Annotated in this window: 19 protein-coding genes; 9 read left to right on the top strand and 10 right to left on the bottom strand. The window is 67.0% G+C overall.

The genetic code is table 11. The features are described from left to right. Nucleotides 1–84: 84 nt before the first annotated feature. The 9 genes from GVO57_RS03435 to GVO57_RS03395 form a co-directional block, all read right to left on the bottom strand. Nucleotides 85–426 carry a DUF1491 family protein gene (locus tag GVO57_RS03435; protein WP_201752679.1) on the bottom strand — a complete coding sequence of 114 codons (342 nt, stop codon included), beginning with the start codon at nt 424–426 and terminating at the stop codon, nt 85–87. Next, a complete protein-coding gene (locus GVO57_RS03430) occupies nt 423–896 on the bottom strand; it encodes a PaaI family thioesterase (protein WP_160591864.1) in 474 nt (157 codons plus the stop codon). Before GVO57_RS03430 ends, GVO57_RS03435 begins: the two co-directional genes overlap by 4 nt. After that, nucleotides 886–1353 carry a PTS sugar transporter subunit IIA gene (locus tag GVO57_RS03425; RefSeq protein ID WP_160591862.1) on the bottom strand — a complete coding sequence of 156 codons (468 nt, stop codon included), beginning with the start codon at nt 1351–1353 and terminating at the stop codon, nt 886–888. The genes GVO57_RS03430 and GVO57_RS03425 overlap by 11 nt, the downstream gene beginning before the upstream one ends. Before the next feature lie 113 nt (nt 1354–1466). Next, entirely contained in the window at nt 1467–2048 is a 582-nt protein-coding gene (gene hpf, locus GVO57_RS03420) for a ribosome hibernation-promoting factor, HPF/YfiA family (protein WP_160591860.1), read from the bottom strand. Nucleotides 2049–2098: 50 nt separating this feature from the next. Further along, entirely contained in the window at nt 2099–2812 is a 714-nt protein-coding gene (gene dnaQ, locus GVO57_RS03415) for a DNA polymerase III subunit epsilon (RefSeq protein WP_160591858.1), read from the bottom strand. Next, the gene (gene coaE, locus GVO57_RS03410) at nt 2725–3414 is read right to left on the bottom strand and encodes a dephospho-CoA kinase (protein ID WP_160591856.1); all 690 of its coding nucleotides are present in this window, start codon (nt 3412–3414) and stop codon (nt 2725–2727) included. Before coaE ends, dnaQ begins: the two co-directional genes overlap by 88 nt. Next, nucleotides 3411–4220 (bottom strand): shikimate dehydrogenase family protein, encoded by an 810-nt coding sequence (locus tag GVO57_RS03405; protein WP_160591855.1) that lies wholly within the window; start codon nt 4218–4220, stop codon nt 3411–3413. Before GVO57_RS03405 ends, coaE begins: the two co-directional genes overlap by 4 nt. Then, nucleotides 4217–4810: a Maf family protein gene (locus GVO57_RS03400; RefSeq protein WP_160591853.1), complete on the bottom strand. Its 594-nt coding sequence runs from the start codon at nt 4808–4810 to the stop codon at nt 4217–4219. Before GVO57_RS03400 ends, GVO57_RS03405 begins: the two co-directional genes overlap by 4 nt. After that, nucleotides 4804–5619, bottom strand: a complete 816-nt coding sequence (locus tag GVO57_RS03395) for a pyruvate, water dikinase regulatory protein (protein WP_233281451.1) — start codon at nt 5617–5619, stop codon at nt 4804–4806. Before GVO57_RS03395 ends, GVO57_RS03400 begins: the two co-directional genes overlap by 7 nt. A gap of 273 nt (nt 5620–5892) precedes the next feature. On the opposite strand from GVO57_RS03395, the gene hemE reads away from it, so the two are divergent. The 4 genes from hemE (at nt 5893) to GVO57_RS03375 (ending at nt 9668) form a co-directional block, all read left to right on the top strand. Further along, entirely contained in the window at nt 5893–6921 is a 1029-nt protein-coding gene (gene hemE, locus GVO57_RS03390) for a uroporphyrinogen decarboxylase (protein WP_160591849.1), read from the top strand. Continuing rightward, complete coding sequence (locus tag GVO57_RS03385) at nt 6921–7364, top strand: CopD family protein (protein WP_160591847.1); 444 nt, start codon at nt 6921–6923, stop codon at nt 7362–7364. The genes hemE and GVO57_RS03385 overlap by 1 nt, the downstream gene beginning before the upstream one ends. Before the next feature lie 254 nt (nt 7365–7618). Continuing rightward, nucleotides 7619–8875: a transcription termination factor Rho gene (gene rho, locus GVO57_RS03380; protein WP_160591845.1), complete on the top strand. Its 1257-nt coding sequence runs from the start codon at nt 7619–7621 to the stop codon at nt 8873–8875. Nucleotides 8876–8975: 100 nt separating this feature from the next. Then, a complete protein-coding gene (locus GVO57_RS03375; RefSeq protein WP_407695707.1) occupies nt 8976–9668 on the top strand; it encodes a YjbE family putative metal transport protein in 693 nt (230 codons plus the stop codon). Between the two features lie 73 nt (nt 9669–9741). Here the strand turns inward: GVO57_RS03375 and GVO57_RS03370 are convergent, their stop codons facing one another. Then, nucleotides 9742–10437: a dienelactone hydrolase family protein gene (locus tag GVO57_RS03370; RefSeq protein ID WP_160591841.1), complete on the bottom strand. Its 696-nt coding sequence runs from the start codon at nt 10435–10437 to the stop codon at nt 9742–9744. Nucleotides 10438–10529: 92 nt separating this feature from the next. Between GVO57_RS03370 and GVO57_RS03365 the strand changes: the two genes are divergently transcribed. From GVO57_RS03365 to GVO57_RS03345, 5 genes are read left to right on the top strand one after another with little or no spacing between them, the layout of a single operon-like run. Then, complete coding sequence (locus tag GVO57_RS03365; RefSeq protein WP_160591839.1) at nt 10530–10763, top strand: DUF6489 family protein; 234 nt, start codon at nt 10530–10532, stop codon at nt 10761–10763. Continuing rightward, nucleotides 10760–12055 carry a tRNA uridine-5-carboxymethylaminomethyl(34) synthesis GTPase MnmE gene (gene mnmE, locus GVO57_RS03360; protein ID WP_160591836.1) on the top strand — a complete coding sequence of 432 codons (1296 nt, stop codon included), beginning with the start codon at nt 10760–10762 and terminating at the stop codon, nt 12053–12055. The genes GVO57_RS03365 and mnmE overlap by 4 nt, the downstream gene beginning before the upstream one ends. A 56-nt stretch (nt 12056–12111) precedes the next feature. Continuing rightward, on the top strand, nt 12112–13947 hold the full coding sequence (mnmG, locus tag GVO57_RS03355) for a tRNA uridine-5-carboxymethylaminomethyl(34) synthesis enzyme MnmG (protein WP_160591834.1): 1836 nt from the start codon (nt 12112–12114) through the stop codon (nt 13945–13947). Beyond that, on the top strand, nt 13944–14561 hold the full coding sequence (rsmG, locus tag GVO57_RS03350; RefSeq protein WP_160591832.1) for a 16S rRNA (guanine(527)-N(7))-methyltransferase RsmG: 618 nt from the start codon (nt 13944–13946) through the stop codon (nt 14559–14561). Before mnmG ends, rsmG begins: the two co-directional genes overlap by 4 nt. Beyond that, on the top strand, nt 14558–15337 hold the full coding sequence (locus GVO57_RS03345) for a ParA family protein (protein WP_160591830.1): 780 nt from the start codon (nt 14558–14560) through the stop codon (nt 15335–15337). Before rsmG ends, GVO57_RS03345 begins: the two co-directional genes overlap by 4 nt. The last annotated feature ends 23 nt before the right edge of the window (nt 15338–15360 follow it).

The following is a 15360-nucleotide window of genomic DNA, read 5'->3' as shown; positions in this document are numbered from 1 at the left end:
GCTATCGCTCCGGAACAGGCTGGTGTTCGGCGGGCGATCTGGCGCAATGCGGATGGCGCGCTTTCTGCCCAACCGGGCCGGGGGTCAATCCGTCGCGGTCATTTCAGCGGCGAACCGTTCGGCTTGTGCGACGTCCAGTTCGATTAACCAAAGGTCGGGATCGCGGGCGCGCCGGCGCGCCATATAGTCGGACAGCGCCTGCGCAGACGCCATATCCTGTGGTCCGCACGGGCTCCAGCGATAGGCGCCGGCCGGATCGAGCGCCCGTTCGAGCAGCTGGCGCACGACGCCGCGCTCGGCACAGGCGATCAGGATCGCCCCGGCCTGATCGTCACCACGGGCAAGCACGGTCGCAAACCCGCCCTCGGCCGCGACCCGGCGGCACAGCGCGTCGATCGTCATCCGGCTGGACAGCCGGGGCGTCATGCCCCGTCCGCATAGCCGGGCAGCGACGACAGCGCCATGCGCGAGCGCATGAACGTGCCGGTGCCGCGCGCCGCTTCCTCGCCGTCCGGCCCGATCAGCCGGGCATCGGCGACGAGCACGCGGCGGCGGCCGCTGACCCAGCGGCCTTCGGCAATCACCGGGCCGGCATGAAGCGGCCGGGTGAACAGCAGGTTGAAGGCGGTGGTGAGCAGAAACCGGTCGGTCACCAGGCTGTTCGCCGCGTAAAAGGCGGCATCGTCCAGCATCTTGAAATAGCTGGTGCCATGGGCGGCACCGGCGGCGTGATAGACGGTCTCGTCAATGTCGAAATGGATGCGCGCCACGCCCTCTTCGGGGATCTCGAGGCGCGAGCGGAACAGCCGGTTGATCGGCGCCGCGAGATACAGGCTTTCAAGCGCCCGGTAATGCGCCTCCGCGCCCCCGCCGCCACGCCCGCCGTCAGGCTGCATCGCGGGTTTCGGTCGCCGTGAACAGCGCATAGAGCGCATCGGGGGAGGCAGCACCGCGCAGCTTGGCAAGAAAGGCACGGTCGCGCATCCTGCGGCTGACCTGCGCCAGCGCCTTCAGATGGTCGGCCCCGGCATCGGCGGGCGACATCAGCATGAACACCATGTCGACCGGCAGATCGTCGATCGCACCATAATCAATCGGCCGTGCCAGCCGCACAAAGGCACCGCGCACCCGGTCCAGCCCCGGCATCCGGCCATGGGGAATGGCGACGCCGCCGCCGAAACCGGTGGTGCCAAGCCGCTCCCGCTCGTTCAGCCGGTCGAGCACCTGCTTGCCATCCAGGCCCATCACCCGTTCGGCAAGCGATGAAAGCGACTGGAACAGCGTTTTCTTATTGGCCGCCGCCAAGTCGGCCATGACCGCCTCATGGGGCAGGAACCGGCTGAAATCGTCCATCACACAACCCAAGCGCCCGAAACAGCCGGGCGCGCAAATGAGGAAACGCAATCGTTAAGATTGCGTCAGGGCCGGGATTGCGCCCGGCCCTCCGAATCAGGCCTGAACCGGCATCAGGCGGTGCGCTCTGGCTCCACCCAGCCGATCGTGCCGTCGCCGCGCCGATAGACCATATTCAATATGCCTGTCGCGCTGTTCTTGAACAAAAGCGCATTGGTGTTGCGCAGGTCCAGCATCAGCACGGCGTCGGACACGCTGGCATCGGGCACATCGACCCGGGTTTCGGCAATGATCGGCGCATTGTCGGCAAGCTGTTCATCCTCTTCCGGCTCAGGCAGGCTGAACACCGTATAGCCGGCATCGTCGAATGCTGCCTGAACCGCCGCGGCCTGGCCGGCGCGGTCCTTGATCCGGCGGTGATGCCGGCGCAGCTGCTTTTCGATCTTGGCGAGCGCTTCCTCGAACGCCGGCTGCGCCTCGTTCGCCCGCGTGCTGCCCTTCAGCACGACACCGCCGGGCACATAGATCACGATTTCGCAGTCGAACCGATGGTCATGCGGCCCCTTGCCGAACCGGACCTGGGCGGAAATCGCGCGGGCGAAGTACTTTTCGGCGATGCTGTGGACGCGCTCCTCGGCGTGCGAGCGCAGCGATTCTCCCACATCGACCTGATGGCCTGAGACGCGGACTTCCATCTTTCTCTCCTTCACCACGCCGGAACCGGGTGGCTGCCGGCGTCTTTCACTCAGGCGGCCGGGGCCGCCGCACCCTCCAGCCACAACGGATTGCTGATCTGCTGGAGAAAGGCCGCATGACGGGCAAGCTCGTCATGCGAAGCGGCGTGCGGCCGGGGCGGCCGCGCCGGGCGCGACGCCGGCTGCCCGGTTGCGGGCGCGGGCGCAGGCCCGGGGCCGGCCACGGCCTCGGCGCCGAGAGAAAGGCCGATCTGCCGGCCACCGGTCAGTTCGACATAGCATTGCGCAAGCAGCTGCGCGTCGAGCAGCGCGCCATGCTTGATCCGGTGGCTGCGATCGACGCCGTAGCGCGTGCACAGCGCATCAAGGCTGTGCTTGGCACCCGGATGCTTGGCGCGCGACAAGGCAAGCGTGTCGACCATCCGCGCGCGCGGGATGTGCAGCCGCCCGGCCACGCCCAGCTCATGGTTCAGAAAGGCGAAATCGAACGCCGCATTGTGCGCGACGAGCGGGCTGTCCTCCAGAAAGTCGAGCAGCTCCTCGCACAGCTCGACGAACAGCTTCTGACCCGACAGGAAGCTTTCCGACAGGCCGTGGACCGCCTGCGCCTCGGGCGGCATCGAGCGTTCGGGGTTGAAATAGGCATGGAACACCCGGCCGGTCTCGACTCGGTTGATCAGCTCGACGCACCCGATCTCGACCATCCGGTGCCCTTCTGAGACCTGGATGCCGGTGGTTTCGGTGTCGAAGACGATCTCGCGCATTGGCGGCAATATCGGACGCCGTGCGCGCGGAGGCAAGTGACGAGACGGTAAACATCGGCGCGCGTGCGATCGATCAGCCCGCCGGTGTCGATGACGAAATCCGCGCGGCGGCGTTTTTCGGCATCGGGCAGCTGGAGCGCGCGGACACGGGCGAGTTTGGCCGGGGTCATGCCCGGCCGCGCCAGCACCCGGCGGCGCTGCATCCAGGCCGGGGCGGACACCACGACCACGGCATCGACGGCGCGCCAGCCCTGTTTTTCATAGAGAAGCGGAATGTCGAGCACCGCCAGCCGCCGGGCCGCATGGCGGCGCAGGAACCGCGCCCGCGCCCGCGCGACCGCCGGGTGGATGAGCGATTCGAGGCGGTGAAGCGCGGCCTTGTCGTGCAGCACCACCCGGCCCAGCGCCTGACGGTCGACGCCAAGCGGACCCGTCGTCCCCGGAAAAAGCGCCTCGATCTCGGCGACCAGCGCCCCGCCCGGCCCCTGCAGCCGGTGCACCTCCTGATCGGCATCGAACACCGGCACGCCCAGCCGGCGGAACATCGCCGCGACCGTCGATTTGCCCATGCCGATGGAGCCGGTCAGCCCGAGCAGGATCATGCGCCGAGCAGATCCCGCAGCGCGTCGTCATGCTCGCGCGGGGCGGGCTGGCCGAACAGGATTTCAAACGCATAGGCCGCCTGGCCGATCAGCATCGCCAGCCCGTCGACAATGTCGAGCCCGCGTGCCGCCGCCGCGCGCAGCAGTGCCGTCTCGCGCGGGGCATAGACAATGTCATAGACGATGGCATCGCCGGGCAGCGGCGACAGATCGATGTCGAGCGGCGGCTGGCCGGTCATGCCGAGGGTGGAGGCGTTGACGAGCAGCCGCGCCGGCGGCAGCGGCGCGGACAATGGAAGGGCGCGGCCCTTCAGCCCGAAAGCGGCAAGCAGCGCGGCACCGCGCATCGGCGTGCGGTTGAGGATCGTGACCGGCCCCGCCCCCATCCGCGCGAGCGCGAACAGCACGGCGCGCGCCGCGCCACCCGCACCGATCACCGTCACCGGCTCACCGGTCAGGTCGAGCGCGGAAATCGGATCATAAAACCCCGCCGCATCGGTGTTCGCGCCGACGATCGCGCCGTCGCGGTCACGATAGGCAAGGTTGATCGCGCCGATCGTGCCGCGGACATCGCCGCGGTCGAGCACATGCGCCAGCGCCGCTTCCTTGTGCGGCACGGTGATGTTGCACCCGCGCCATGCGGGATCGGCAGCGCGCCCGGCGAAATAGCCGGCAAGGTCCTCGGGGCGGACATGGGCGGCGCGATAGGCACCGTCGAGGCCGAGCCGTTCGAGCCAGAAGCCATGGATCAGCGGCGATTTGGAATGGGCGATCGGATCCCCGATCACCTCGGCATAAGGCGTCATGACGTCAACAGTCCCCGGATGCGCAGATAATCGAGCAGCGGCAGCAGCGGCAGGCCCATGATGGTGAAATGGCTGCCGTCGATCCGCGTGAACAGCTGCGCCCCCGGCCCTTCGATCCGGTAGACGCCGACGCACCAGCGCACCGCTTCCCAGTCCTGATCGAGATAGTCCGCGATGAACGCGTCGGACAGCTTGCGCACATGCATCGCGGCGCGGTCGACGACCCGCCACACGGGACGGCCATTTTCGCAGATCACCGCCGCCGAATGCAGCTGATGGACGCGGCCCGACATGGCGCGCAGATGGGCGGCGGCCTCGGCCCGGTCGGCGGGCTTGTCGAGCACCGTGCCATCGTCGAGCGCGACCACCGAATCACAGCCGAGCACCAGCGCCCCCGGATGGCGCAGCGACAGGCGCATCGCCTTCAGCTCGGCCAGCGCATCGGCGAGCGCGCGGGGGTCCAGCCCCTCGGCGCGCAGCCCCTGCTTGGCGGCATCCTCATCGACCCCCGGGCTTTCGGCGGCAAACGCCACCCCGGCGGCGGTCAGCATCGCCCGCCGCGCGGCGCTTTGCGAGGCAAGGATCAGCATGGCCTGCGCTCATTGACGAAGTTGATGACCGCGGCTGCGGTTTCCTCGATCGAACGGCGGGTGACGTCGATCACCGGCCAGTCATGATCGGCGAAGATGCGCCGGGCGAACGCCAGCTCGGCGCGCACCGCATCCTGATCGACATAATCGGTCTCGGGCGTCTGATTGAGCGACAGCAGCCGGTTGCGGCGCACCGCGACCAGCCGCTCGACGCTGGTCGTCAGCCCGACGACCAGCGGGCGACGCAGCCGGTAAAGGCTGTCAGGCGGCGGCGATTCGACGACCAGCGGAATGTTCGCGACCTTATAACCCTTGTTGGCCAGATAGATGGACGTCGGCGTCTTCGACGTGCGCGAAATGCCGGCGAGCACGATATCGGCATCTTCCCAATCCTCGGCACCGATGCCGTCATCATGGGCGATGGTGAACTGGATCGCCTCGACCCGCGCGAAATAAGCAGCGTCGAGCGCATGCTGCCGCCCCGGCCGCGCCTTGGCCGCCTGCCCCAGCATCGACGACAGCGCATCGGTCACCGGATCGAGCGCGGCGACGATCGGCAGGCCGAGCGTGCGGCAGCGCGTCTCCAGCCGCTGCCGCGTTTCGGGATTGACCAGGGTGAACAGCACCAGCCCCGGATTCTGGCCGATTTCCTCGAGAATGCGCTCCAGATTGGCCTCGGAGCGGACCATCGGCCAGAAATGCCTGATCGTTTCCACCCCGTCGAACTGGGCAAGCGCCGCCTTGGCGATGGTCTCAAGCGTCTCGCCGGTCGAATCCGACAGCAGATGAAGGTGCAGGCGCGTGGTCACGGGGCATATCCCTGTGGAAAAGCCGCGTGACACGCAAGGGGAAGCATCGAACGGGCGATTCAGGCCCCGCTGTCCGGTGATTCGCACACCATGCCGTCCACAGCCCCGAATTTTCATCCAGACCATGTGGATAATGGGGAGGAGCGAAACGACTCGCGGCGCTTTTGCGGATTCCCACGCCGTCAAATTGTTGGCAGGATCAGGATGCGTCCTGAATTCCCATGACTCGCGCTCTAACATCATCAACCACCCGAACCTTAAGAAAAGGATAAGATGAAGAGCGATCGTCCCTTGCTTGCCGTCCTGCGGGGCGAGCGCCGTGATCCCCCGCCCGTCTGGCTCATGCGCCAGGCCGGCCGTTACCTTCCCGAATATCGCGCCTTGCGGGCGGAAAAGGGCGGTTTTCTCGAGCTTGTGCATGACAGCGCGGCGGCTGCCGAAGTCACGCTGCAGCCGCTGCGCCGGTTCGGATTCGACGGGGCGATCCTGTTTTCTGACATTCTCGTCATTCCCCATGCGCTGGGGCAGGATCTGCGCTTCCTGGCGGGCGAAGGGCCGCAGCTGAGCCCCAGGCTGGTCGACACCGCGCTTGAACAACTGGCCCCGGTGCCGGCGCGACTCGATCCGGTCTATGAAACGGTCCGGCTGGTCGCAGGCGCGCTCGATCCGGCGGTGACGTTTCTCGGCTTTGCCGGCAGCCCCTGGACGGTCGCGACCTATATGGTGGCGGGCGAGGGCAGCCGCGAACAGGCCGAGGCGCGGCGCATGGCGTATCGCGACCCTCAAGCCTTTGGCGCGATCATCACCGCGATCGAGCAGGCGACCATCGATTATCTCGACCGCCAGATTCAGGCGGGCGTCCATGCCGTGCAGCTGTTCGACAGCTGGGCCGGCAGCCTGTCGCCCGATCAGTATGAGACCTGGGTCATCGCGCCGACCGAACGGATCGTGAAGGCGCTGCGGGCGCGGCATCCCGACACGCCGATCATCGGCTTTCCCAAAGGGTCGGGGGGCAAGCTGCCCGCTTATGCGCGTGAAACCGGCGTCGATGCGGTCGGGCTGGACGAGACGGTCGATCCGGCCTGGGCGAACGCCAATCTGCCCGAAGGGTTGCCGGTGCAGGGCAATCTCGATCCGCTGGCGCTGATCGCAGGCGGCGCCCCGCTCGATGCGGCGATTGACCGGGTGCTGGATGCCTTTGCCGGTCGGCCGCATGTGTTCAACCTCGGGCACGGCATTCTGCTCGACACCCCGATCGAGCGTGTCGAACAATTGCTGGCCCGCGTGCGGAAAGGCGGCTGATGGCAGCCTGGCTTGCGCCCGCCTATGACTGGCTGAAGGCCGCGCACATCATCTTCGTGATTTTCTGGATGGCGGGGCTGTTCATTTTCCCCCGCTATCTGATCCATCATCAGGATGCGCTCAGCCGGCCGGACGAGGCGGCGCGCTGGGTGGAGCGCGAGGCGCGGCTGCGCCGGATCATCCTGACGCCGGCGCTGATCGCGGTCTGGCTGTTCGGGCTGCTGCTTGCCGCCGGGGGCCAGTGGTGGGCGTCGGGCTGGCTGCATGCCAAGATGGCGCTCGTTTTCGGGCTGAGCGGCTTTCATGGCTGGGCGGTCGGCTATGCGCGCAAGCTCAGTGAGGGGCGGGCGACGCTGCCGGATCGCCGGCTGCGGATGCTCAACGAGCTGCCCGCGCTGGGCGTCGTGCTGATCGTCTGGCTGGTGGTGCTGAAGCCGTTCTGACGCAGCGGCTTCTGCCTCCCCGTCAGGTGCTGGCCGGGGGCTCTGGCTGCCGGGGACGCCCCGGCTTGACTCGCCTTGGACCGCTGCCTAACTCGTTGGCATCTGCCTGCGGACGCGTCCTGCGCCGCACCGGGCATCGTCGATCCGCGTCTGTGTCGTTCGTCTGCTTGTGTCGTCGCCCGATGACCGGCTGTTGACCGGCTCCGGTCCGAGACGATCGCTCCACCCCCAAGCCCCTAGCCACCGGACTTTACATGCACCTCAAGGATCTGAAGAAAAAATCGCCGGCCGAATTGGTCGAAATGGCCGAGCGGCTGGGCGTCGAAGGGGCGTCGACGCTGCGCAAACAGGATCTGATGTTCGCCATCCTGAAGGCCGAGGCCGAAAATGGCGTCCAGATCATGGGCGAGGGCACGATCGAGGTGCTGCCCGACGGCTTCGGCTTTCTGCGCAGCCCGGAGGCCAACTACCTCGCCGGTCCCGACGACATTTATGTGTCGCCCAACCAGGTGCGCAAATACGGCCTGCGCACCGGTGACACGGTCGAGGGCGAGGTGCGCGGACCCAAGGATGGCGAGCGTTATTTCGCGCTCACCCGGCTGGTCGCGGTGAACTTCGACGATCCCGAGGTGGTGCGCCACCGGGTCAATTTCGACAATCTGACCCCGCTCTATCCCGAACAGAAGCTGAAGCTCGACCTGGGCGATCCGACGGTCAAGGATAAGTCGGCGCGGGTGATCGACATCATCGCGCCGCAGGGCAAGGGCCAGCGCGCGCTGATCGTCGCGCCGCCGCGCGTCGGCAAGACGGTGCTGCTCCAGAACATCGCCCGCTCGATCACCGCCAACCATCCCGAAGTGTTCCTGATCGTGCTGCTGATCGACGAGCGGCCCGAGGAAGTGACCGACATGCAGCGGTCGGTGAAGGGCGAGGTGATCAGCTCGACCTTCGACGAACCGGCGTCGCGCCATGTGCAGGTCGCCGAAATGGTGATCGAAAAGGCCAAGCGCCTGGTCGAGCACAAAAAGGACGTGGTGATCCTGCTCGATTCGATCACCCGTCTGGGCCGCGCCTACAACACTGTCGTGCCCAGCTCGGGCAAGGTGCTGACCGGCGGCGTCGATGCCAATGCGCTGCAGCGGCCGAAGCGTTTCTTCGGTGCGGCGCGCAACATCGAGGAAGGCGGGTCGCTGTCGATCATCGCCACCGCGCTGATCGATACCGGCAGCCGCATGGACGAGGTGATCTTCGAAGAGTTCAAGGGCACCGGCAACTCGGAAATCGTCCTTGACCGCAAGGTCGCCGACAAGCGCATCTTCCCGGCGATGGACGTCGGCAAATCCGGCACCCGCAAGGAAGAGCTGCTGGTCGACAAGTCGACGCTCAGCAAGATGTGGGTGCTGCGCCGCATCCTGATGCAGATGGGCACGGTCGACGCGATGGAGTTCCTGCTCGACAAGATGAAGGATTCGAAGACCAACGAGGATTTCTTCGATTCGATGAACCAGTAAGGATCCGCGGCACCGCCGCTCCGGAATGTCGGGGCGGCTGCCGACGGTTTCTGCAGCCCGGCTGCACAGCCTGTGGGGATCGACGGAAACAATGTTTGAAATGCTGATGATGACCGCTGCGACCGGCGGAATCTGGGCGCATGTGGTGGCCGATTTTTCCAATCTGGGCTCTCCCGCCGCGCTGGCGGCGTTCGGCCAGGTGCTGATGATCGACATCATGCTGGCCGGCGACAATGCGATCGTCGTCGGCTCGCTGGCCGCCGGCCTGCCTGCCGATCAGCGCCGCAAGGTGATCATGATCGGCATCATCGCGGCGCTGGTGCTGCGCATCGCCTTTGCACTGATCGTCACCCAGCTGATGCAGATTGTCGGCCTGATCTTTGCCGGCGGTCTGTTGCTGCTCTGGGTGTCGTGGAAGCTGTTCCGCGAGCTGCGTCCGGCAGGGCAGAGCGGTGATTCACCCGAAATCGCCGGTGACGAGGATTCGGGCGTTGCCCCGGCCAAGAGCTTTGCCGCCGCGGCCTGGGCGGTCGCGGTTGCCGATGTCAGCATGAGCCTCGACAATGTGCTGGCCGTCGCGGGCGCGGCGCGTGACCATCCGGGGATCCTGATTGTCGGCCTGCTGCTGTCGGTGGTGCTGATGGGCATCGCGGCGAATGTGATCGCCAAATATATCGAGCGGTATCGCTGGATCGCCTATATCGGCCTGGTCGTGATCCTCTATGTCGCGGGGACGATGGTCTATGAAGGCGTCGTCGATCCGAAGGTGGGCATCGGCACGCTGTTCGGCTGAGGTGAACGCCCCGAAATGACAACGGCCCCGGAGCAGGAGCTCCGGGGCCGTTTTCATGTCTCGGCCAGTCGTGTCAGCCCAGATGTTCGGCGAAAAAGGCTTCGGTGCGGCTGTCGGCCAGCCGGGCCGCCTCGTCATTGCGCCGCTGGCCCATTTCGGCGGCAAAGCCGTGGTCGAGCCCGACATAATCATGCAGCACGACGCGCGGATGATCATCCAGCGCGTCATGCATCGCCTGTTGCACCTCGGGGCCGACAAAATGGTCGGCAGTCGGGATGTGCAGCATCAGCGGGTTGGCGATCGCGTGGCGCTCATCCAGCAGATTGTCGATGCCGACGCCATAATAGCCGACACTGGCGTCGATATCGGTGCGCGCGGCCGCCATGAACGCCAGCCGCCCACCTAGGCAATAGCCGACACAGCCGGTCTTGGCCGCCCCCATCGCCCGCGCGGCGCGGATCGTCGCTTCGATATCGGCAACCCCGGCATTCTGGTCGAACTGCCCGAACAGGCCGAGGGCGCGCTGAAACTGGTCGGGCACATCGGGATCAAGCTCGATGCCCTTTTCCAGCCGCCAGAACAGGTCAGGTGCGATGGCCAGATAGCCAAGGCTTGCCCAATGGTCGCATTTGCGGCGGATGCCTTCGTTCACGCCGAAGATTTCCTGGATCACGATGATCGCCGCGCGCGGCGTGCCCGCCGGTTCGGCGGCATAGGCGCTGAAACTGCCGTCGCCGGCCAGGGTGTCGATGCTGATCATGCGGCCCATCCAATCTCTCCCTTGCTTGCGGATCGCGCGCCCCCGCGTCACTGTTTCGGCGTTAGCAGCGCGGCCCGGCGCGGCTCAAGCGGGAGGACAGGATGAAGTTCAATGTCGAGGTGGATTGCACGCCCGAAGAGGCGCGCCGCTTTCTGGGCCTGCCCGATCTGACGCCGGTGCACGAAGCCTATGTCGCCCAGCTGGTCGACACGGTGAAGAATGGCGTGAGCGGCGAGGCGGTGGAGGCGATGTTCAAAAGCTGGGGCCCGATGAGCGATGCCGGCTTTCGCATGTGGCAGCAGCTGCTTGACGGGATGAGCGGTCGCAAGCCGTGACGGACACGATCTTTGCGCTGTCGAGCGGTTCGCCGCCGTCAGCGATTGCGGTGATGCGGATCAGCGGCCCGGCGGCGCAGCAGGTGCTCGACCGGCTGGCCGGGGTGGTTCCCGAACCCCAGCGCCTGTCGCTGCGGACGCTGCGCGATGCAGCCGGAGAGGTGCTGGACCGGGCGCTGGTGGCGTTTTTCCCGGCAGCATCGTCGGTGACCGGTGAGGATCTGGTCGAGCTGCATCTGCATGGCGGGCGTGCGGTGGTGGCCGCTGTCGAACGCACGCTGGGCGCGATGCCTGGCGTGCGCGCGGCGCGCGCCGGTGAGTTCACATGGCGGGCGTTCGAGAATGGCCGCATGGATCTGGTGCAGGTCGAGGCGCTGTCCGATCTGCTGCGTGCCGAGACTGAGGGACAGAGGCGGGCCGCGTTGGCCGGCAACCGGCTGTCGGCGCAGGTCGAAGGCTGGCGCCAGCAGATCCTGATGCTGTCGGCGCTGGTCGAGGCGGCGCTCGACCAGTCGGACGAGGATGATGTTCCGGTCGAGGACGGGCGGATCGCCGCACTGGCGGCGGCGCTGGACGCGGACATGGCAGCGCTGCGCGCGAGGCCCGAGGCGGAACGGCTGCACGACGGGATCAGGGTCGTGTTCGCCGGACCGCCGAACGCCGGAAAATCAAGCTTGATCAACGCTCTGGCAGGCCGGGACGTGGCGATTACCTCGCCGGTGGCCGGCACCACCCGCGACGTGATCGAAGCGCCGGTGCGGATCGGCGGCGTCGCATTTGTGCTGACCGACACCGCCGGGCTGCGGGCCGAAGCCGGGGATGCGATCGAACGGATCGGGATCGAGCGCGCACGCGAGCGGCTGCGGGGTGCCGATATTCTGGTCTGGCTCGACGATGCCGAACCGGACCCGGAGACAGTGGGGGAAGACGGGCCTGATGCCGTCATTCTCGTTCATGCCCGGGCCGACATGGCCGGGCGGGAGACCCTGCCGGCAGGTCGGCTCGCGGTGTCGGCCATGACGGGGGAGGGGCTGGGCGCGCTGGCGGACCGGCTTGTCGCCACGGCACGGACATTGTTGCCGGTGGAAGGGGAGGCGGCGCTCAATCGGCGGCAGCGCGCGCTGGTTGCGGAATGTCACGAGTTGATCGTCGCCTTTCGGGGCGAGCCCGATGAGCTGATCCGGGCCGAATTGCTGCGACGGTGCCGGCAGGCCTTGGATGCGCTGACCGGAAGGGCCGGCACCGAGGACATGCTCGACGCGCTGTTCAGCACCTTTTGTGTCGGCAAATAGGCCGTTCCACGTGGAACATTTTTGACTTTTGGGTCCGTTCGGGGCTTTAGGGCGGCATGTTTGACGTGATCGTCATCGGCGGCGGCCATGCCGGCTGCGAGGCGGCAGCGGCCAGCGCGCGTGTCGGCGCGCCGACGGCGCTGGTCACATTTTCGCACGCAACCATCGGCGCGATGTCGTGCAACCCGGCAATCGGTGGCCTGGGCAAGGGCCATCTGGTGCGCGAGGTCGATGCGCTTGACGGCCTGATCGCCCGTGCCGCCGATGCAGCGGCCATCCACTACCGGATGCTCAATGCCTCGAAGGGCGCTGCCGTGCGCGGCCCCCGCGTGCAGGCTGACCGACGCCTGTACCGCGCGGCGATCCAGCAGATGCTGGCCGATCAGCCGGGGCTGGACATTGTCCAGGCCGAGGTCGCGTCGCTGCTCGTGGACGGCGGGCGGATCGCCGGTGTTCGCCTTGCCGATGGCCGTGATCTTGGTGCCGGGGCAGTGGTGATCGCGACCGGCACCTTCCTCAACGGCCGCATGTTCTGTGGTCGGGAAACCCAGACCGGCGGGCGCACCAGCGAGCCGGCAGCGCAATTGCTGGGTGATCAGCTGCGCGCGCTTGGCCTGCCGATCGCGCGGCTGAAGACGGGCACCCCACCGCGCCTTGATGGGCGGACCATTGACTGGGCAGCGCTGGACAGCCAGCCCTCCGACGCGCCGGGCTGGACGATGTCCGCGATGGTCGCTGACCGCCCCAATCCGGCCATTGCCTGCGGGATCACCCGCACCAATGCGGCGACGCATGATGTCATCCGCGCGGCCCTTGATGAATCGCCGCTGTTCAGCGGGGCGATTGAAGGGCAGGGCCCGCGATATTGCCCCTCGATCGAGGACAAGATCGTCCGCTTCGGCGACCGTGACGGCCATCAGATTTTTCTGGAGCCGGAGGGGCTGGACGACGCGACCGTCTATCCCAATGGCATTTCGACCTCGCTTTCGGCGGCCAGCCAGCTCGCCTTTGTCCGCACGATTGCCGGGCTGGAGCGCGCGGAGATCGTGCAGCCCGGATATGCGGTCGAATATGACCATATCGATCCACGTGCGTTGACCGCCGATCTGCAACTGCGCGCGCTCCCCGGGCTGTTCCTTGCCGGGCAGATCAATGGAACCACCGGCTATGAAGAGGCCGCAGCGCAGGGGCTGGTCGCGGGCCTCAACGCCGCGCGCCATGCCGGCGGCCAGGATCCATGCATATTCGACCGCGCCGAATCCTATATCGGCGTGATGATCGACGATCTGACCCTTCAGGGCGTGACCGAGCCTTACCGGATGCTGACCGCACGCGCCGAATACCGGCTGAGGCTGCGGGCGGACAATGCCATAGAGCGGCTGACCCCGATCGGTGTGGCGCTGGGCTGTGTGGGTGCGCCGCGCCGGGCCTTGTTCGATCAGCGCGCCGCTGCCCGCGCCGAAATCGCGATGGTGCTGGCGCGCAAGGTTCGCGCCGAGGTGCTTGGCGTGGCGGGTCTGCCCGCAGACGGCGCGCCGCGCCCGCTGGCGGAATGGGTGCGTCATGCCGGTGTCGATGCGCCTGCGCTGGTGCGGGCTGTGCCGGAACTGGAAAAGGTCGACCGCGCGATCGTTGATGGGGCGATCGAGGATGCCCGCTATGCGCCCTATCTCGAGCGCCAGGATGCAGAGGTCCGCGCGCTCCGCCAGGCCGGATCGGTGAGCCTGCCGGTGGATCTCGATTATCGGTCGATCCCTGGCCTGTCGAACGAGATGGTCGAGCGCCTGGAAGCCGCGCGTCCTGCCGATTTCGAGGCCGCCCGCCGCATCCGGGGGGTGACCCCGGCGGCGCTCGCCACGATTCTCGCGCATCGCCAGAAGCGCGCCGCGTGACCGAGGAGGAAGCGCGGGCGTGGCTCGCCGCCCGCTGGCCACAGGCCGCCTGTGCCCGGCTTGAGCTTTATGTCGATCTGCTGCTGGCCGAGAATGGCCGGCAGAATCTGATCGCGCGCGCCAGTGAGGCGGTGGTCTGGGGGCGGCATATCGTTGATTCGGCCCAGCTGCTCACCCATGCGCCCGACGCCGCCAGCTGGCTCGATATCGGGTCGGGGCCGGGGTTGCCGGGGCTGGTGCTCGCTATTCTGGCCGACCAGCCGATGACATTGGTCGAGCCGCGGGCGCGCCGGGTGACGTTTCTTCGCGATGCGACCGAGATGCTCGGGCTCGGTCATGTCAGCGTCCATCAGATGACGGTCGAGAAGCTTGTGCCCGGCCCGCACCGGGCGATCACCGCCCGCGCTTATGCGCCGCTGCCGCAGATCTTCGCATCGGCTGCCCATGTTGCGGACTTATCCACAGTCTGGATCCTGCCCAAGGGGCGCAGCGCGCAGTCTGAACTGGAAGCTGCGCGCGCGGCATGGCAGGGTGTGTTCCACGTGAAACAGAGCGTGACGGACGATCAGGCACAGATCGTTGTCGCGACCCAGGTCAGGCGGACGGCACGATGATCTGTATCGGCGTGGCAAATCAGAAGGGCGGGGTGGGCAAAACGACCACCGCGATCAACGTCGCCACCGCATTGGCCGCAACCGGCTGGCGCGTGCTGCTGGTCGATCTCGATCCGCAGGGCAATGCGTCCACCGGTCTTGGCGTCGGTCAGGCTCAGCGCAGCCATTCGAGCTATGATCTGCTGACGGCGCAGTGCAGCCTTGCCGATGCGGTGGTGCCGACCAAGGTGCCGCGCCTCGATCTGGTGCCGGCAACGGTCGATCTGTCGGGTGCCGAGATCGAGCTGGTCGAGATGGACCAGCGCACCCACCGGTTGCGCAATGCGCTTGCCGGCGCGCCGGGCCGTTGGGACATTTGCCTGATCGACTGCCCGCCTTCGCTGGGTTTGCTGACGATCAACGCGATGGTGGCGGCGGATTCGCTGCTCGTGCCGCTGCAATGCGAGTTTTTCGCGCTGGAGGGGCTGAGCCAGCTTCTTCAGACCATCGACCGCATCCGCGCGCGCTTCAATCCGGCGCTGGCGATCCTCGGCGTTGCGCTGACCATGTATGACCGGCGCAACAATTTGACCGAGCAGGTCGCCGAAGATGTCCGCACCTGTCTGGGCGGAGTGGTGTTCGACACCGTCATTCCGCGCAATGTCCGTCTGTCGGAAGCGCCAAGCCATGGGGTACCGGCGCTGATCTATGACCATCGCTGTCCGGGGTCCGAAGCCTATATCGCGCTGGCCCGCGAGCTGATCGGCCGGCTGCCGCCCAGCGCCCGCGCCGCATGACCGGGGCCAGAGTTTGACCGGGG

Origin of the sequence: Sphingomonas changnyeongensis (assembly GCF_009913435.1) — a bacterium.
In the GTDB taxonomy this organism is placed as follows: Bacteria; Pseudomonadota; Alphaproteobacteria; order Sphingomonadales; family Sphingomonadaceae; genus Sphingomonas_B; species Sphingomonas_B changnyeongensis.
This window is presented reverse-complemented; position numbering and strand designations above follow the sequence as displayed.